Here is an 18262-nt window from a genome sequence, read left to right as displayed (position 1 = left end):
ATTTACGACATGAAAATACTTGATCGCCTGAAAAATATCAACTATTTAAACCTACTAAAAAATCCTTTTTTTTTAGTAGGTCTAATTTTTGTATTTTGGATAACGTTTTTCGACAGCTATTCTTTGCTTGAACACAGGGTTATTAATAAAGAAATTGATAAGCTTGAAGGCAATAGAGAATACTTCGAAAAAGAAATTGAAAAAGACAGGCAATCTATCAAAGGATTAAAGAGTGGAGATGCTACTGAAAAGTATGCGCGTGAAAATTATTATATGAAACGTGCTAATGAAGACATCTATATTGTAGAATTTGATACTATACCTGCTAATTAATCTTGACAACCAACTATTATGACCAACCAATTATTTGAAGAATTTGAAAAAGTTTCTTCTAAAGCTTGGAAAAATCAGATACAATATGATTTAAAAGGCGCTGACTACAATGAAACACTTGTATGGGAGAGTTTAGAAGGGATTAAAGTTAGACCTTTCTATCACAATGATTGTGATCACAAAGCTCTACCAATAAACACAAATGCAAGTGACTTCAAAATTGTTCAGCGAATCTATGTATATGATGTCAATAAATCTATTGACAAAGCTTTAGATACTTTACAAAGAGGTGCTGAAATTATTTATTTTACAATTGACAATCCTTCGATTGACAGTAAACTTCTATTGAGTAAATTACCTCAACAGCACACTTATTTTTTTGTATTTAGTTTCTTAAATGCAAAGTACACTACTGAACTTGCTGCTTTTGCACAAGCTAATAAGTTTTCTATAGCTATTTTATTAGATCCAATTCATCAATTAACTTCTGATGGTAACTGGTATGAAAACTTGAATAGTGATTTCAATAACCTTAAGGAATGCTTGTCTAAAGCTCCGAATACGGCTATTGTAATAAACGCTACTACTTATCAAAATGCTGGTGCTAATATGGTACAGCAAATTGCTTATGCTATTTCTCATTTAAACGAATACTTAAATAGAGTTGACCATTTAAACAACACTATTTATATTAAAGTTGCTGTTGGAACTAACTATTTTTTTGAAATAAGTAAGCTTCGTGCAATCAGAATGTTAGCAGAAATGGTAATAAAAGAATACCATACAGGCATTGACATTAAATTAATTGCCGTTCCAACTAAGAGAAACAAAACATTATATGACTATAATGTAAATATGTTGCGTACAACTACGGAATGTATGAGTGCTATTTTAGGTGGGGCTGATATGGTGAGTAACTTGCCTTACGACAATCTATACCACAAAGAAAATGAGTTTGGTGACCGTATAGCACGTAACCAACTATTAATTTTGAAAAAAGAAAGCTACTTTGACGCAGTTGATAATCCTGCTGAAGGGGCTTACTATATAGAAAACATTACCTTACAATTGGCTGAAAAAGCATTAGACATTTTTAAAAAAATTGAGAAGGCAGACGGATTTATCACTTCGTTAATTGAAGGAACTATCCAGAAGAAAATAAATGAAAGCGCCCACAAAGAACAAGATTTGTTCAACAGTGGTAAAGAAGTGCTATTGGGTACCAATAAATATCCAAACCCTCAAGACCAAATGAGTCACGACCTTGAGTTATATCCTTTTGTTAAACAAAACCCTCGTAAAACTTTAATCGTTCCGATTATTGAAAGACGTCTTGCTGAAGCTTATGAGCAAAACAGATTAGAGGAGGAAAAAAAAGCTAAACAATAAGGTATGAAAAGAAAGGATTTACATCATTTAGAGATTGACACTTCTGCTATCAGAAATCAATCGGAAACTTCAGAGTTTACTACTGCTGAAGGCATCGCTATTAACAAAGTATATAGCGAAACTGATTTAGAAAACATTGAACACATCGGATTTGCTGCTGGTTTTGCTCCTAATCTAAGAGGTCCATATTCTACGATGTATGTACGTCGTCCGTGGACAATTAGACAATATGCTGGTTTCTCAACTGCTGAAGAAAGTAATGCTTTCTACAGAAGAAACTTAGCCGCTGGACAAAAAGGACTATCTGTAGCTTTTGACTTGGCAACACACCGCGGATACGACTCGGATCACGAGCGCGTAGTTGGAGATGTTGGTAAAGCCGGAGTTGCAATAGACAGCGTTGAAGATATGAAAGTACTCTTTGACCAAATTCCATTAGGAGAAATGTCTGTTTCTATGACAATGAATGGTGCTGTATTACCAATTATGGCATTCTATATTGTTGCAGCTTTAGAACAAGGCGTTGACCCTAAATTATTATCAGGAACTATCCAAAACGATATTCTAAAAGAGTTTATGGTGCGTAATACTTATATCTACCCACCAACTCCTTCTATGAAGATTATCGCAGATATTTTTGAATACACGAGTAAAAATATGCCTAAGTTTAACTCTATTTCTATTTCTGGTTACCATATGCAAGAAGCAGGTGCAACCGCAGATATTGAGTTAGCTTATACGTTAGCAGACGGATTAGAGTACATCCGTACGGGATTGGCAGCAGGAATGAAAATTGACGAATTTGCACCAAGACTTTCATTTTTCTGGGCAATTGGAATGAACCATTTTATGGAGATTGCCAAAATGCGCGCAGGTAGAATGTTATGGGCAAAACTACTTAAACAATTCAACCCTACTTCTGAAAAGTCGTTAGCATTAAGAACACATAGTCAAACATCAGGTTGGAGTTTAACAGAACAAGATCCTTTTAACAACGTAGCAAGAACAGCTATTGAAGCTGCCGCTGCGGCTTTTGGAGGAACGCAATCGTTACACACCAATGCTCTTGATGAGGCTATTGCGCTTCCGACAGACTTCTCAGCAAGAATTGCTCGTAACACACAAATCTTCTTACAAGAGGAAACAAAACTATGTAAAACGGTTGACCCTTGGGCTGGTAGTTATTATGTAGAGAACTTGACACAAGAAATTGCGCAAAAAGCGTGGGCACTTATCGAAGAGGTTGAAGAATTAGGGGGTATGACTAAAGCTATTGAAGCTGGTATTCCTAAACTTCGCATTGAAGAAGCTGCGGCACGTAAACAAGCACGTATTGACAGTGGACAAGATATAATTGTTGGTGTAAACCAATATCGCTTAGAAAAAGAAGACCCATTACATATTTTAGAGGTTGATAACCAAACAGTTCGCAAGCAACAAATTGACCGATTAAATCAAATTAAAGCTACGCGTGATAACCAGAAAGTACAAGAAGCATTAGCTGCACTGACTACTTCTGCAAAAACAGGTGAAGGTAACTTATTAGCATTAGCTATTGAAGCAGCTAAATTAAGAGCTACATTAGGTGAGATTAGTGATGCACTGGAAAGTGTATTTGGTAGATTTAAAGCACAAATTCAATCTGTAAGTGGTGTGTATAGCAAAGAAATAAAAGACGACAAAAGTTTTAAAAGAGCGAAAGAGTTAGCAGATAAATTTGCTGATATCGAAGGTCGTCGCCCTCGTATTATGATTGCGAAAATGGGACAAGATGGTCACGACCGCGGAGCAAAGGTAGTAGCTACTGGTTATGCTGACGTTGGTTTTGACGTAGACATTGGACCATTATTCCAAACTCCAGCTGAAGCTGCAAAGCAAGCTGTTGAGAATGATGTTCACGCTTTAGGAGTTTCTTCTTTAGCAGCTGGACACAAAACATTAGTTCCTCAGGTTATTGAAGAATTAAAAAAATATGGTCGTGATGATATTATGGTGATTGTAGGGGGAGTTATTCCTGCACAAGATTACCAATTCTTATTCGACGCAGGTGCAGTTGCCGTATTTGGTCCTGGTACTAAAATTAGTGAAGCTGCTATTACAATGTTAGAAATTCTCATAGGAGAAGAAGCTTAAGATAAATTTCAAAGACAATCTGACAAGTCTTTATTTCAAAGAATCCTCAACTTTCGTTGAGGATTTTTTTTGTTCATTTTTTCTGTACTCTTCTCAATCATAAAGAAATCTATTTACACAAACACAATCTTCAGTTGAAACAAAGCTCAACTATATTTTCATTGATAAAAGTTCCAAACCTTGAAAAAGCAAGGATTTTCAAAGGTTTGAAGAGCTTAGATACGAATTGAAAGCAAATTTTTATCCCATCTCTTTTTAAGTACATTTCCCATAAGACTTTTAAAAACAACCTATCGTATTTTAAAAGTATAAAACAACAACTTTAGTGATGCTATAAAAAACACAATCACCTATTATAAAACAGATTACATCAATAACAAAAGGTTTAATAGTATGTTGCTTTTAGCGATAAATCTGCTCTTAAACTGAATTTTATAAGTTAAACTAACTCCAAATGCAGTACCTTTGTCCAAAATATTATACTTTTTTATGACATTTGAAGACTTACACTTAAATAAAAATATATTACGTGCAATCGAAGAGCTTGGTTACAAAGAACCTACTCCTATTCAGCAAAAAGTTATTCCATTAATCTTAGCAGAGAAAGACCTTATTGGTTGTGCGCAAACAGGTACTGGAAAAACAGCTGCTTTTGCAATGCCGATTATCCATTATTTACACAAAATTGGGAATACCAAAAAAGCAAAGAAAGCGAAAGTATTAATCGTTACTCCAACGCGTGAACTTGCTGTTCAAATTGGTGATAACTTTGAGAAATACGCTAAGTATACTAACGTTACGCATATTACTTTATATGGTGGAATGTCCATCAAACCACAAATAGAACAATTAAACAAAGGAGCTGATGTAATCATTGGTACTCCAGGTCGTTTATTGGATTTATATAAACAAAAACACTTAGACCTTGACCATTTACACTACTTGGTTTTAGATGAAGCGGACTTAATGTTAGATATGGGATTCATTGATGAAGTGAAAAAACTGATTCAATTAACTCCGTCTAATAGACAAACACTTTTATTCTCAGCTACTATGCCTTTGGCTATTCGCGAATTGGCACACGAGTTTTTACAAAAACCAGAATATGTAGCAGTAGATTCTATTTCTTCAAGTGCTAAAACGGTAAAACAAAAAGTGTACTTTGTTGAAAAAGGAGACAAAAAGAAATTGTTATACCACATTATTAGAAACGAGAAATTATCTGATGTTTTAGTATTTACACGTACTAAAATGGGAGCTGATACTGTAGTAGAAAGTTTGATTAAAAACGGAATAAATGCTGCTGCTTTTCACGGAGACAAATCTCAAACTGCACGTGAAGAGGCTTTAGATAGTTTTAAAAATAAAGAAACTAAAGTATTAATTGCAACAGATATTGCGGCAAGGGGAATTGACATTGATTCGTTACCTGTTGTAATTAACTATGATTTACCTAATATTCCTGAAACATTTGTACACCGAATTGGACGTACAGGTAGAGCTGGAAATGAAGGAGTAGCTATTTCTTTCTGTGACCAAACAGAAAAAAACTACTGGGCTGACATTGTAAAATTCACGCGTTCTCAACCTAAAATTGTTACTGAACATCCTTTCCCTTGGAAAGAAAAGAACAAAAAAGAGGGTGAAGGACAAAAGAAAGATTACAGAAAAAAACCAGGACAAGGTAATTCTCGTAAATCTGAAAACTCTAAAAAGAATAAAAAACGTTGGTATTAAGCTAAGGTTTTTATCTATCTTTCGGATTAAATAATCTGTTATGAAAAAACTATTTTACTTAATACTAATTGCCATTATCAGTGTACTCCTGTTACTCTACTTTGCTAATTACACAGTAAAAGCGACTACAGAAAAGCAGTTGTATGACAAGACAGAGGACATTCCTCACAATAAAGTAGGTCTTGTTTTAGGTACTGCAAAACACTTAGCTAATGGTCAGTTAAACTATTATTTCACTTATCGAATTGAAGCTGCAGCAGCTTTGTATAAAAGTGGTAAGTTAGAATATATAGTTGTTAGTGGAGACAATAGTCGGAAAGATTACAATGAACCAGAGGATATGAAATTAGCGTTGGTAGAAAAAGGGATACCTGAAGAAAAAATCTACTTAGATTATGCTGGCTTCAGAACATTAGACTCTGTTTATCGAATGAAAGAAATATTTGGTCAAGATGAATTTACCATTATTTCTCAACCATTTCACAATGAAAGAGCCGTGTATATTGCAAATCATCTTGATTTAAAAACAATTGGTTTTAATGCCCAAGATGTTACAAGACACTACGGTTTTAAAACATTAATCAGAGAAAAGTTTGCAAGAGTAAAAGTTCTATTAGATAATTTGATAAGTAAGAAACCTAAATATTTGGGTGTCCCTATCGAAATAGGAACACAAGATATATAAACAAAAAAAGTCGAGATAATATCTCGACTTTTTTTGTTTTTAAACTATATATTATACGAATAAATGCCATACTTGTGCTACGACAAAACAAACGATAACTCCTAATATAACTGGCAAAATAGAAGCTACTGTTGTCCACTTAACACTATTTGTTTCCTTGTAAATGGTGTAAATAGTAGTACTACACGGATTGTGTAATAAACTAAACAACATTAAATTTACTCCTGTTAAGGTTGTCCATCCTGCTGCGTGTAAAATTGTAGCGATCTCTCCGTCTGAAACTTCAAACATCACTCCAGCTCCTTCACCTAAACTTGCATCGCCTAATACCATTGCTGTAAGCATTAATATGGTTGGAATCACAATTTCATTAGCTGGAATTGCTACAACATAAGCCAATAGAATAACTCCATTTAATCCAAGTAAAACACCGATTGGGTCTAATCCTTCAATTACCCATAATGCCATACTCTTGTCGCCAATCATAATATTACAAACTAACCAAATAATTGCTCCCGCTGGTGCTGCAAACACAATAGCTCTCCACAATACAATCATAGTTCTGTCAATCAATGATGTATAAACCGTTTGTAATACGTGAGGAGGTCTGTATGGTGGTAATTCTAACGTAAAGAAAGAAGCCTCTCCTTTTAGCATTGTTTTCGATAGAAACCAAGAAACAAAAAAGGTAAATGCAATTCCCAAAACAACAATTCCTACAACTGCTAAAGTCGATATTGTATGCGACATATAAGCAGGTACTAAAGCTCCTATAAATATAGTAGCCATTAAGATTTGCGTTGGCCAACGACCATTACAAAGTGAAAAGTTGTTTGTAATAATCGCTATTAATTTCTCTCGAGGACTATTAATAATTCTTGTTGCTACAACTCCTGCTGCATTACAACCAAACCCCATACTCATAGTCAACGCTTGCTTTCCGTGTGCCCCTGCTCCTTTAAACAACCTGTCTAAATTAAAAGCTACCCTTGGCAAATATCCAAAGTCTTCTAACAACGTAAATAACGGAAAGAAAATAGCCATTGGTGGTAACATTACTGCTATTACCCACGCTGTAGCAAGATACACTCCATCTATTAAAAATCCGCTTAGCCACCAAGGAAAACCTACTGAGGTTGCTCCCTCTTTTAGCAAAGGATATAATTGTTCTAATAGCAAATATGACAATGCTTCAGAAGGATAATTAGACCCAATAATTGTTAGCCATAAAACTCCCCCTAACATTAGTAGCATAATAGGAAAACCAAATCGCTTACTGGTAACCACGTTGTCTATCATTCTGTCAATGCGGAATGCACGTTGATTCTCGTCTGATTTCACTGTGCTTTTCACTGTTTTTGATACTTGTGAAAAAATAGCTCCTGCTACATTATCTGAATAATCCAACCCCAGTGAATCGTGGTATTGATTTGCCTTTTCTAAAATAGGTTGGATTTTTTCAACTGTTATTTTTTGAGACAAGGTTTTGTTTAACAAAGCAGCTTGAATACTATTATCTTGTTGAATCAAACGCATTGCAATCCACGAAGCACTTGGCAACTCAGCATCTAATGCTAATAAATCAGTTGCAACTTCTTGTACTGCTTTACGCGACTCCCCTGAAATTCCCGAAATCGTTTTGTGTTCCGGAACATATTTTCCTGTTGCCACTTGATCAATAGCCAATAGCAACTCAGGAATTCCCTCTTTATTTCTCGCTGATGTTGGAATAACAGGAACACCTAAATCTCTTGATAAACCACGAACGTCAATCTCTACACCGTGACGCGTAGCCTCATCCATAAGGTTTAAACAAACAACTACTTTGTTTGTGATTTCTTGAATTTGAACCACCAAACTTAAATGGCGTTCTAATCTCCCAGCATCAACTACAACAACAGTAACATCAGGCTTACCAAAAAGAATAAAATCCCTTGCTACCTCTTCGTCTTCTGACGTTGACATTAGGGAATACGTTCCTGGTAAGTCAATTAATTTATACTTACTTTCTTTGTATTGAAAACTCCCCTCAGCTCTTGTAACAGTTTTCCCTGGCCAGTTACCAGTGTGCTGTTTCAATCCTGTTAAGGCGTTAAATATTGTACTTTTTCCAGTATTTGGATTTCCCGCAAGCGCAATTGAATAATCAAAATTACCCGATATATCACCGAGTTTCTTTAATTCTGCAGCAGCGTTTAAATCACAAATATCACAGGCTGTTTTCGCCATATCGATCTTCTCCTTACTTAAATTTTGTTATTGAATTGAGATTAATACCATTTTTGCATCCTCTTTACGCAATGAAATAATAGTATTATAAATTGAGTATGCTACTGGATCTTTTAGAGGACTTACATTGTGTACGGCAATTTCTGCACCCGGTACAAATCCTAAGTCAAGAAAACGTTGGTGCACTTCTCTTGCACAACCACGCTCAATACCAACAATCTTAGCTTTTACTCCTTTTTGAAGTTCTGACAAATTCATTCTCATTTCTTTAGATATACAAAATTACATAATTAGACTTGTCTAACAATAAATTTAGTGTTAAAACTAATCATTATAAATAATGTGATTAAGAGAAAAGGAAAGCTTGAAGAAATACTCAATTTTTTAAAACACAAGTAAAGAAAAAGTCTAAAAGTTAGGGGCACTAAACACACACTTCCTTTTCTATAAGAAACAAAATAAACGGAGATTAAAAATCTAATGCAATGGATTGTTCTTGCGATAAAGAACATATCAAAGGGGAGTTTTAAACGCACCATGTTCGAGACATCTACCACTCAAGTCCCACAGAAGTTCGGAAAAAAGCCTTTTTTACCGAAGATGTCTGGTACTTGTGTGGTACTTGTGTGAAACAAGTATCAAAGAAGCCTATAATGACAGTACTATTTAACGTACACCCAGATATTACAAAAGCATATGACTGAGCTGATGGTTTACGAATAATATATAATTAAAAAAGCAGGTATTACAAAACTGACTCATTACTTAATCCCTATTTAGCTTTAACAAACAGACATAAAAAAAGCAACTACCCTTGCGAATAGTTGCTTTCATAATATTTTCTACCAGTTACTAAATCGGTTTAAACGCATTTTCAAAAGGAACACGGTGCACTAAACTACGCCCTAATGTTACTTCATCTGCATACTCTAACTCATCTCCAACTGCAATTCCTCTGGCAATTGTAGATGTGATTATGTTGTGGTCTTTTACTTGTTTATAAATGTAAAAATTGGTTGTATCCCCTTCCATAGTTGAACTCAAAGCAAAAATAATTTCTTTTACTTCTCCATTTTTTACCTTTTCAACCAAAGAATTAATATTCAACTGGCTTGGCCCTACTCCATCCATAGGCGATATCTTACCTCCTAAAACGTGGTAAATTCCTTTGAACAGTTGGGTGTTTTCCAAAGCCATAACATCGCGTACGTCTTCAACGACACAAATTATTTGATGATCGCGTACTGGATTTGAACAAATATCACAGATTTCTTCGTCAGAAATATTGTGGCAGCTTTTACAGAAACTGATTTCTTTTCTCATTTTCATCAACGCCTCTGCCATGTGAACTGTTTGCTCTTCTGGTTGTTTTAATAAATGTAACATCAATCGCAAAGCAGTACGCTTACCAATCCCTGGTAATTGTGACATTTCTTCTACTGCTTTTTCTAATAATTTTGAAGGGAATTCCATGGCGCAAATATATAAAATATCAAAGCATAGATGAAATTGCTTTTTCACTGTTCGCTAAAAAATAACAACTTGTTTTTGCGAGTGTTAAAAAGAATAAAACTAACATTCTTTTCGTCTATTCACTCTTTGTGAAAAAAATAATTACTTTTGGAAACACATTCATTTTCAAAATCAATTTATGTCACCAATTAGCATTATTACCATCATCACGATTTACTTCGGTATATTAATTCTTATTTCACATTTTGTGAGTAAAAAAGATAGTAGTAATGATGCCTTTTTTAGTGCTAATAAAAATGCAAAATGGTATTTAGTAGCTTTTGGAATGATTGGAACAGCACTTTCTGGTGTTACCTTTATTTCAGTGCCTGGAGAAGTTGGTTCACCTAATGGAGAACAGTTTAAATACTTTCAATTCGTTTTAGGAAATGCTATTGGTTTTTTACTAACCGCCTCTATTTTATTACCGCTTTATTATAAGTATAACTTGGTGTCCATTTATACTTACATCGAGAAAAGATTAGGACATTATAGCTATAAAAGTGCTGCATCTATCTTTTTATTAAGTAGAACAATTGGTTCGGCTTTTAGACTTTACCTTGTAGTTATAGTACTACAGCGTTATGTATTTGATCATTTTGGCATTCCTTTTTTTGCAACCGTATTAATTGCCCTTTTACTTATATATGCCTATACTTACAAAGGAGGACTAAAAACCATTATCATAACAGATACGCTACAAACATTTTTCCTTGTGGCATCGGTTATTTTTACCATTGTTTTCATTTGCCACAGCTTAGATTTAAGTCCTATTGAAGCTTTTGAAACAGTAAAACAAAGCAATTATTCTAAAATATTTTTCTTTGAAGATTTTATATCTAATCGATTTAACTTCTTTAAACAGTTTATTGGAGGGATTTTTGTAACCTTGGCTATGGTGGGACTTGACCAAGATTTGATGCAGAAAAACTTGAGCTGTAAAAACATTAAAGAAGCTCAGAAAAATATGTATTCGTTCACTGCTATCTTTGTTGTCATTAACTTATTCTTCTTAGGTGTAGGAGCTTTACTATATATCTATGCGAATAAATACGGCATTGATGTTCCTCTTGATAGCGCTTCAGGAAAACCAAGAACAGATTTATTGTTCCCTGAAATAGCATTTAACCACTTATCTATTGTTCCTGCAATAGTATTCTTATTAGGGCTAACAGCAGCTACATTTGCAACAACTGACTCTGCTTTAACAGCATTAACTACTTCGTTTTGTATCGACTTTTTAAATATGGACAAACAAAAAGAGAGTAGCTCAAATGTTTGGAAACGAAAAATAGTTCACTTGAGCTTTTCTTTCTTGATGTTCTTAGTTATTATCTTGTTCAATGCTATTAATGACGCATCTGTAGTTAGTATGATTTTTAGAATTGCTTCATATACGTATGGTCCTCTTTTAGGATTATTCGCTTTTGCTATTATCTTTAAAAACAAACAAGTGAAGGACAAACTGGTTCCAATTATCTGTCTAATTTCTCCATTTGCAACATTATTTATTAGTAATAATGCCAGCGGTTTTTTAGGAGGTTATGTATTTGACAACGAATTGATCTTAATAAATGCAAGTATTACAGTCATCTTACTATTGTTAATCAGCAAGAAATCAGTATTGGTTAGTACGCAACAAAACTAACGTACAAGCCTCGTCATAATCAATACCATTTTCACGCAATAATTTATATAACACCGGATTTTCTGTTCCGGGGTTAAATATTACCCGTCTTGGTTTTAACAAAATAATATATTCGTAAAACTCTTCTTGTCTCTTAGGATTTAGATATAAGGTAATTGTATCTATATCATCATATGCTATTAACTCCTTTGAAATAGTTACATTTCCAATATTACCTACTCTTAATCCGTGAGCTACAACACTATAACCATACTCTTGTAACATTGAAATTGCTTTAAAAGAGTATCTTTCTGTTTTTAAAGAAGCTCCTAACACTAAAGTTTTCATAATTTATTATTTTTATTACTTTAACAATTTAAACCCAAATACTATACATTAATTAACAAAAGATACAACACAAACAACATTAAACATACCAAATCAACATTTACAATGAAGTAAATTTTCTTAAAAACAGTAAAATAAGTCATTTAATTGGAATAAATATCCAAATAATGATAAAAGTCATATTGTTGATACAATATTAACACTAATTTTACATCAGAAAATTTAAAAAAACAATTATGAAAAAATTACTACTATCTTTTTTAGGAGCTGCTTTATTAATGGGTGGTTCAACATTTGCACAAGAGAATGTTGCTAAAGAAAAAGAAACATACAAATGGCAAATGCGTTTACGTGGTGTTGGTGTAATTCCTCACAACAGAGCTGACATTGGTGTTATCGGTGGTCAAATTGACGTAAACAATAACTTTATACCTGAATTAGACTTCACTTATTTCTTCACAGAAAATCTTGCTGCTGAATTAATTTTAGGTACTTCAAGACATACAGTTGGAACATTAGGTTCTAACTTAAATCATCCAACTTTAGTTGATGGACCAGATGTAGCTAATATCGATTTAGGAAGCGTTTGGTTATTACCTCCTACTTTAATGGTACAATACCACCACAAATTTGGTGAAGTATTCAAACCATATGTTGGTGCTGGTGTTAACTACACAATTTTCTACAACGAAAAATCAGGTGCAGCTAAAGACATTAAGTATGATAACAAATTTGGTTGGGGATACCAATTTGGATTTGACATTGATTTAAGTGATAAATTCTTTATCAACGTTGACTTCAAAAAATTATTCTTAAAAACAGACGTAACTGTTGATGCTTCTAACCTATTAATGGAAGGTGCACCAATCAACGAATTAAAAATTCCTGCTAAAGTAAAAGTAGACCCAATGTTAATTGGTTTTGGTGTAGGAATGCGTTTTTAATTATTTAATAAGACATTTTTTTTTCAACCACCCCCACAATTCTTGTGTTAGGGTGGTTTTTTATTGCCTAATATTTTTGCGACCTTTGCAATTGTTTTTGAGTACTACAAATTATTATGGCAACTACTATTACGTTTAAGGATATCAACAAATTAGCTATTCCAGCTATCTTTTCAGGAATTTCAGAATCTATAATCTCTTTAACGGATATTGCAATTGTTGGGAATGTAAAAGAAAATAGTGTAGAAGCCTTAGCTGCTGTTGGTCTTGTCGGTTCATTTCTTTCGGCTATTATATGGGTAGTTGCACAAACAAAAACATCTATTTCTGCTACCGTATCACAACACTTAGGTAGCAAAAGATTATTTGCAGTAAAAACACTTGTTCCTCAGGCTATTGTTTTCAACTTTCTATTGAGTGTGTTCTTATTCATCTTTACTACTTTTTTTGTCCACGAGATCTTTGTGGCCTATAATGCAAGTGGTCTTATACTTACCTATGCAAAAGAATACTATTTGATACGAGCTTGGGGCTTTCCTCTTACTTTGATAACCTTTGCTATATTTGGAGTCTTTAGGGGGCTTCAAAACACTGTATGGGCAATGAAGTGTAGTTTGGTAGGAGCTTTTCTAAATGTAGGTCTAAACTACTTATTTGTATTTGGTGTAGATGGATGGATCCCAGCAATGCATATTAAAGGAGCTGCTTATGCCAGTGTTATTGCTCAGACTGTAATGTTAATTATGGCTTTCTACTTCTTCTTTACGAAAACTCCTTTTACGTTAAAAGTTCGAAGAACGATTAATCCTTCTTTAAAGCCATTAATTATAATGAGTTTTAACTTTATAATTCGTACTGCAACTTTAAATGTGGCGCTATATTTAGCAAATGCGTACGCTACTGGTTATGGTAAAAGCTTCATTGCTGCTCAAAGTATCTTAATGAATATTTGGCTTTTCTTCTCTTTCTTTATTGATGGTTATGCAAGTGCTGGTAATGCTTTATCAGGTAGATTATTGGGCGAGAAAAACTATAATGCGATGTGGAAAATGAGTAAGGATATCAGCAAATATGCTATTATTATTGCCCTTGCTTTAAATACAATTTGCATCATATTCTACAAACAAATTGGTTTACTCTTCAACCAAGACCCTGAGGTAATAAAAGTATTTTTATCTGTATTCTGGTTAATACTTATTATGCAACCAATCAATGCTCTTGCTTATATTTATGATGGAATATTTAAAGGGATGGGAGACGCTAAGTTTTTACGTAATAATTTGTTGTTTGCAACTTTTTGTGGTTTTATACCTACCCTTTTGTTGTTTGATTACTTAGGTTTTAAACTATATAGTGTTTGGATTGCCTTTGCTGTTTGGATGTGTTGCCGTAGTTTCCCTTTAATGTATTTGTTCAAAAAGAACTATGTAAATCAATAAATGTTATTATTTCACTCACTAACCAACATAACAAGAAGAACGTTTTAATGACCTTTATAACAACTCATACGGAAACTTCAATGCTTAACGATTATTATGCTATATAGTCTAAGTTCATCAATAGTACAATTAAACATTCTTCAACCCTGTATATAAGCTTCATTTCGGTGATTATTGTATGTCACAAATAATACAACCAAACATCCTTTAAACTAATACATAAGCTTTATTTCATTTATTAATATATAATCATTTGATTATCATTTTTGGTTGCTACCCAACCTCTATTGATCTACTACTCCCTTAGCTATTGATGTATTCATTCATATAGTGCTTACAATAACTCCACCATCTTTAGACTATTCTTACACCTGTTTATTATCGCTGTTAATCAACTATTAGCCGGAAATTTGATGAATTCTAAGTACTTGCAACAGCATTGCAAACATGTCAACGCATTATTTATATCGAGTATAACTTACTAAATTTGTTATGAATGATAAAATAATGCTATTATGGCACATACACATAAAACCTGCTGTTCTTCTGAAATAAATCAGAATAATAGTTGTACATCAAAATCAAATAATCACCAAGATAATCATTGTCACGACCATAGTGATAAAAATAACTGCGACCAACACAATAGTCAACCACACAAACATAATCATAATCACGATGAAGATCATGACCATGATCATGGAGAAATGACCAATAACTCGGTTTTAATTGTCTCACTTCTACTCTTATTTACTGGATTAATCTTAACTCATATAGTCAAAGCCGATTGGTTTGTAAACAATACCCTACTACAAATCTTATGGTATGGTACGGCATACTTACCTGTAGGATTCCCTGTTATAAAAGAAGCAGTAGAATTAGGAGGAAAAGGTAATTTCTTTAATGAGTTCTCTTTAATGGCTATTGCAACTATTGGTGCCTTTGCAATTGGAGAATATCCAGAAGGAGTGGCTGTTATGATATTTTATACAATAGGAGAGTTATTTCAAGAAAAAGCCGTTAATAAAGCTAAAGGAAACATAAAAGCATTACTTGATATTCGTCCAAAAGAAGCAAATGTCTTTAGAAACAATAAGTTTGTTATTGTTAATCCAGAAGAAGTCAAAATAGGTGAAACTATACAGGTTAAGGTAGGAGAAAAAATCCCTTTAGATGGACAGTTACTAACTAACAAAGGTAGTTTTAATACATCCGCTTTAACTGGAGAAAGTAAACCCTCTACATTTTCTCAAGGAGACATTGTCTTAACGGGAATGATCAACTTACAGAATGTAATTGAAATACAAACGACAAAATTATACCAAGATAGTTCACTTGCTAAAATACTTGAAATGGTACAAGAGGCGAGTTCGCGTAAAGCTGCAACTGAATTATACATACGTAAATTCGCAAAAATATATACTCCTATAGTATTCTTTCTAGCCGTTGCAGTTACAATATTACCAGCGTTTTTTGTTGAAAATTACGAATTTAAAGATTGGCTATATAGAGCATTGGTCTTTTTAGTAATCTCGTGTCCTTGTGCCCTTGTAATTTCTGTTCCATTAGGATATTTTGGAGGAATAGGTGCCGCGTCAAAAAACGGTATACTTTTCAAGGGTTCAAATTACCTTGAATTGATGGCTAAACTTGATATTGTTGTAATGGATAAAACGGGTACACTGACTGAAGGCGTATTCAAAGTGCAGAAGGTTGAAACAAGTATAGATAAACATGACTTTACACAAATAGTATCAGCAATTGAAAAACAGTCTACTCACCCTATAGCTAAAGCCATCAATGAAACTTTCCCTACTGATTTAATTGCACAAAATGTTCATGAAATAACAGGAAAAGGATTAAAAGGAGAGATTAACAACACAACTGTACTCGTTGGAAATACGGCCCTATTGAAACAGTTTGATATCAAATATCCTGATGAAATTGATAATATCGTTGAAAGTATTGTAGTGGTAGCAATAGAAAATGAATATGTAGGTTATATTACAATAGCTGACCAAATAAAAGTAGATGCTAAATCTGCTATTACACAAATGAAAGATTGTGGTGTTACACAAACAATAATACTCAGCGGTGATAAAGATAGCATTACTCAAAAAGTTGCTAAAGAACTGGCAATTGACAATGCTTATGGAGGTTTACTACCTGAAGATAAAGTTGCAAAGGTTGAAGAATTAAAACATAAACATCCAAATAGTTCAATTGCTTTTGTTGGTGATGGTATTAATGATGCTCCTGTACTTGCTTTAAGTGATGTAGGAATAGCTATGGGAGGTTTAGGTAGTGATGCAGCAATTGAAACAGCTGATGTAGTAATACAAACAGACCAGCCTTCTAAAATTGCTACAGCAATACAAATAGCCCGTGAAACAAGAAAGATCGTAATACAAAATATAGTTCTTGCGTTGACTGTAAAAATTATAGTTTTAATCCTTGGTGCAGGTGGTATAGCTAATATGTGGGAAGCTGTATTTGCAGATGTAGGTGTAGCTTTACTTGCTATACTAAATGCTGTACGTATTCAAAGAATGACCTTTAAATAAGGTACTAATTAAAATAAATAAGCCAGAACATTTAGTTACTGGCTTTTATTTTATCCTTCCATTTCTTCTTTAAACTCTTTCAAAACATCTTTTAATTGTTTAAGATATCTACCATACAAGCTATATATCCAATATTTACAAAATAATACAACTAACAAACTATAAATAAATAAAGCTATTAAAAATACTACATTGTTAAAGAGCTTCTCTATTCCCTCTAAATCCAAACCAATGAAAAAAGGAATAAATAAAATAATAAAAGGGGCTAAGGAAAAACAAAAATTTTCATATAATTGAACATACATCCTTACATTGAAATACACTTCATACAAACTATCATAGGAATTTAAAACATACGACTCTGATTTTCTATAAAACAGAAACATCTTAAGTAAATAGTAAATAGTTACTAAAGAAAATAAAGTAAACATAACATAGTATAAAACTATGTTTTCTCCAATCATAGGATGATAATAAGGTAGAAATCCCAACAGAATCACACATAAAGATTGTAACCAAATATCTCTTATTACATTTCTTCGCATTTTATCTAATGGAAGTGTATTTATGTGTCTAACGACAACCTTCTCTGTTATTTCTTCAGAAATCAATTCTTGTTCCTTCCATTTATCTTTTAAATCATCAAAATTCATATCCCTGCTTTTTAATTATTTCTTGTAACTTACTTTTTGCTCTATTTAATTTAACACGCGCATTTCCTTCTGTTATACCTAAATTATGTCCAATCTCCCTATGTGACATACCTTCTAAATAAAAAAAGACCAACGCCTTATCTAACTTACTCAAACAATGAATTGCTTTATACAAGAAATCTACCTCGGTGTTAATATTATCTTCAGTAAATTCGTCTCTTGCAGTTTCATTACTTGAAAAAGCATCTACAGCTGACATACGCACCCTTTCTTTCTTAAAAAAAGTTATTGCTGTATTGATCGCAACGCGATACATCCAAGTTGAAAACTTAGATTCAGCCTTAAAATTCGCATACGATCTCCACAATTGATAAACAATCTCCTGATACAAATCTTCTTGATCATTTATATTATCCATATACATACGTGAGACTTTAAACAAAATCCCTTTATGTATATTTATCTTTTGTAAAAATTCAACTTCTATTTCTTTACTCACAATGCAAAAACTATTTATCCAAATCTTTCTAACGCCAAAACAATTTCTAAAACCAATTACATATAGTTAGTACCTACATAATCAAAAACGTTACATACTTTTCATTTCTTTTTAAAATAAAAAAGGAGCTATCTTGATCAAGATAGCTCCTTCAGTTTAGAGCAAAAAAA

Annotated in this window: 15 protein-coding genes; 9 read left to right on the top strand and 6 right to left on the bottom strand. The window is 33.2% G+C overall.

The window, feature by feature from the left end; all coding sequences use genetic code 11:
• Positions 1–9 precede the first annotated feature (9 nt).
• The 5 genes from AABL81_RS11615 (at position 10) to AABL81_RS11595 (ending at position 6277) form a co-directional block, all read left to right on the top strand.
• Positions 10–333, top strand: a complete 324-nt coding sequence (locus tag AABL81_RS11615; protein WP_158210238.1) for an FtsB family cell division protein — start codon at positions 10–12, stop codon at positions 331–333.
• An 18-nt stretch (positions 334–351) separates the two neighbouring features.
• Positions 352–1722: a methylmalonyl-CoA mutase subunit beta gene (locus AABL81_RS11610; RefSeq protein WP_341341096.1), complete on the top strand. Its 1371-nt coding sequence runs from the start codon at positions 352–354 to the stop codon at positions 1720–1722.
• A gap of 3 nt (positions 1723–1725) precedes the next feature.
• Positions 1726–3855: a methylmalonyl-CoA mutase gene (gene scpA, locus AABL81_RS11605; protein WP_341341095.1), complete on the top strand. Its 2130-nt coding sequence runs from the start codon at positions 1726–1728 to the stop codon at positions 3853–3855.
• 489 nt (positions 3856–4344) lie between these two features.
• Positions 4345–5592, top strand: coding sequence for a DEAD/DEAH box helicase (locus AABL81_RS11600; protein ID WP_158210235.1), 1248 nt, complete (start codon positions 4345–4347; stop codon positions 5590–5592).
• A 40-nt stretch (positions 5593–5632) separates the two neighbouring features.
• On the top strand, positions 5633–6277 hold the full coding sequence (locus AABL81_RS11595) for a SanA/YdcF family protein (protein WP_341341094.1): 645 nt from the start codon (positions 5633–5635) through the stop codon (positions 6275–6277).
• A gap of 51 nt (positions 6278–6328) precedes the next feature.
• Here the strand turns inward: AABL81_RS11595 and feoB are convergent, their stop codons facing one another.
• The 3 genes from feoB to recR all read right to left on the bottom strand — a co-directional run bounded on the left by feoB (position 6329) and on the right by recR (position 9979).
• Entirely contained in the window at positions 6329–8506 is a 2178-nt protein-coding gene (gene feoB / locus AABL81_RS11590; RefSeq protein ID WP_158210233.1) for a ferrous iron transport protein B, read from the bottom strand.
• 27 nt (positions 8507–8533) lie between these two features.
• Positions 8534–8764: a FeoA family protein gene (locus tag AABL81_RS11585; protein WP_090410368.1), complete on the bottom strand. Its 231-nt coding sequence runs from the start codon at positions 8762–8764 to the stop codon at positions 8534–8536.
• Between the two features lie 594 nt (positions 8765–9358).
• Positions 9359–9979: a recombination mediator RecR gene (gene recR / locus AABL81_RS11580; protein ID WP_341341093.1), complete on the bottom strand. Its 621-nt coding sequence runs from the start codon at positions 9977–9979 to the stop codon at positions 9359–9361.
• A gap of 178 nt (positions 9980–10157) precedes the next feature.
• On the opposite strand from recR, the gene AABL81_RS11575 reads away from it, so the two are divergent.
• Positions 10158–11666, top strand: a complete 1509-nt coding sequence (locus tag AABL81_RS11575) for a sodium:solute symporter (protein WP_341341092.1) — start codon at positions 10158–10160, stop codon at positions 11664–11666.
• Here AABL81_RS11575 and AABL81_RS11570 read toward each other — a convergent pair.
• Complete coding sequence (locus AABL81_RS11570) at positions 11637–11993, bottom strand: CoA-binding protein (RefSeq protein ID WP_199269089.1); 357 nt, start codon at positions 11991–11993, stop codon at positions 11637–11639. The two genes, AABL81_RS11575 and AABL81_RS11570, sit on opposite strands and share 30 nt — an antisense overlap.
• Before the next feature lie 236 nt (positions 11994–12229).
• Between AABL81_RS11570 and AABL81_RS11565 the strand changes: the two genes are divergently transcribed.
• The 3 genes from AABL81_RS11565 to AABL81_RS11555 all read left to right on the top strand — a co-directional run bounded on the left by AABL81_RS11565 (position 12230) and on the right by AABL81_RS11555 (position 16940).
• Positions 12230–12937 carry an OmpW/AlkL family protein gene (locus AABL81_RS11565; protein ID WP_090410372.1) on the top strand — a complete coding sequence of 236 codons (708 nt, stop codon included), beginning with the start codon at positions 12230–12232 and terminating at the stop codon, positions 12935–12937.
• 116 nt (positions 12938–13053) lie between these two features.
• Positions 13054–14376 (top strand): MATE family efflux transporter, encoded by a 1323-nt coding sequence (locus AABL81_RS11560; protein ID WP_341341091.1) that lies wholly within the window; start codon positions 13054–13056, stop codon positions 14374–14376.
• A gap of 515 nt (positions 14377–14891) precedes the next feature.
• Positions 14892–16940 (top strand): heavy metal translocating P-type ATPase, encoded by a 2049-nt coding sequence (locus AABL81_RS11555; protein ID WP_341341090.1) that lies wholly within the window; start codon positions 14892–14894, stop codon positions 16938–16940.
• Between the two features lie 50 nt (positions 16941–16990).
• Here the strand turns inward: AABL81_RS11555 and AABL81_RS11550 are convergent, their stop codons facing one another.
• On the bottom strand, positions 16991–17593 hold the full coding sequence (locus AABL81_RS11550) for a hypothetical protein (protein WP_341341089.1): 603 nt from the start codon (positions 17591–17593) through the stop codon (positions 16991–16993).
• Positions 17583–18017 carry an RNA polymerase sigma factor gene (locus AABL81_RS11545; protein ID WP_445929830.1) on the bottom strand — a complete coding sequence of 145 codons (435 nt, stop codon included), beginning with the start codon at positions 18015–18017 and terminating at the stop codon, positions 17583–17585. Before AABL81_RS11545 ends, AABL81_RS11550 begins: the two co-directional genes overlap by 11 nt.
• Between the last annotated feature and the right edge of the window lie 245 nt (positions 18018–18262).

This window comes from Myroides sp. C1519, from assembly GCF_038039755.1.
In the GTDB taxonomy this organism is placed as follows: domain Bacteria; phylum Bacteroidota; class Bacteroidia; order Flavobacteriales; family Flavobacteriaceae; genus Flavobacterium; species Flavobacterium phaeum_A.
This window is presented reverse-complemented; position numbering and strand designations above follow the sequence as displayed.

What these genes read in the sequence shown, in the direction of transcription:
- AABL81_RS11615 (WP_158210238.1), top strand. Translation starts at nt 10, where the DNA reads ATGAAAATACTTGATCGCCTGAAAAATATCAACTATTTAAACCTACTA.
- AABL81_RS11610 (WP_341341096.1), top strand. Translation starts at nt 352, where the DNA reads ATGACCAACCAATTATTTGAAGAATTTGAAAAAGTTTCTTCTAAAGCT.
- scpA (WP_341341095.1), top strand. Translation starts at nt 1,726, where the DNA reads ATGAAAAGAAAGGATTTACATCATTTAGAGATTGACACTTCTGCTATC.
- AABL81_RS11600 (WP_158210235.1), top strand. Translation starts at nt 4,345, where the DNA reads ATGACATTTGAAGACTTACACTTAAATAAAAATATATTACGTGCAATC.
- AABL81_RS11595 (WP_341341094.1), top strand. Translation starts at nt 5,633, where the DNA reads ATGAAAAAACTATTTTACTTAATACTAATTGCCATTATCAGTGTACTC.
- feoB (WP_158210233.1), bottom strand. Translation starts at nt 8,506, where the DNA reads ATGGCGAAAACAGCCTGTGATATTTGTGATTTAAACGCTGCTGCAGAA.
- AABL81_RS11585 (WP_090410368.1), bottom strand. Translation starts at nt 8,764, where the DNA reads ATGAATTTGTCAGAACTTCAAAAAGGAGTAAAAGCTAAGATTGTTGGT.
- recR (WP_341341093.1), bottom strand. Translation starts at nt 9,979, where the DNA reads ATGGAATTCCCTTCAAAATTATTAGAAAAAGCAGTAGAAGAAATGTCA.
- AABL81_RS11575 (WP_341341092.1), top strand. Translation starts at nt 10,158, where the DNA reads ATGTCACCAATTAGCATTATTACCATCATCACGATTTACTTCGGTATA.
- AABL81_RS11570 (WP_199269089.1), bottom strand. Translation starts at nt 11,993, where the DNA reads ATGAAAACTTTAGTGTTAGGAGCTTCTTTAAAAACAGAAAGATACTCT.
- AABL81_RS11565 (WP_090410372.1), top strand. Translation starts at nt 12,230, where the DNA reads ATGAAAAAATTACTACTATCTTTTTTAGGAGCTGCTTTATTAATGGGT.
- AABL81_RS11560 (WP_341341091.1), top strand. Translation starts at nt 13,054, where the DNA reads ATGGCAACTACTATTACGTTTAAGGATATCAACAAATTAGCTATTCCA.
- AABL81_RS11555 (WP_341341090.1), top strand. Translation starts at nt 14,892, where the DNA reads ATGGCACATACACATAAAACCTGCTGTTCTTCTGAAATAAATCAGAAT.
- AABL81_RS11550 (WP_341341089.1), bottom strand. Translation starts at nt 17,593, where the DNA reads ATGAATTTTGATGATTTAAAAGATAAATGGAAGGAACAAGAATTGATT.
- AABL81_RS11545 (WP_445929830.1), bottom strand. Translation starts at nt 18,017, where the DNA reads ATGTATATGGATAATATAAATGATCAAGAAGATTTGTATCAGGAGATT.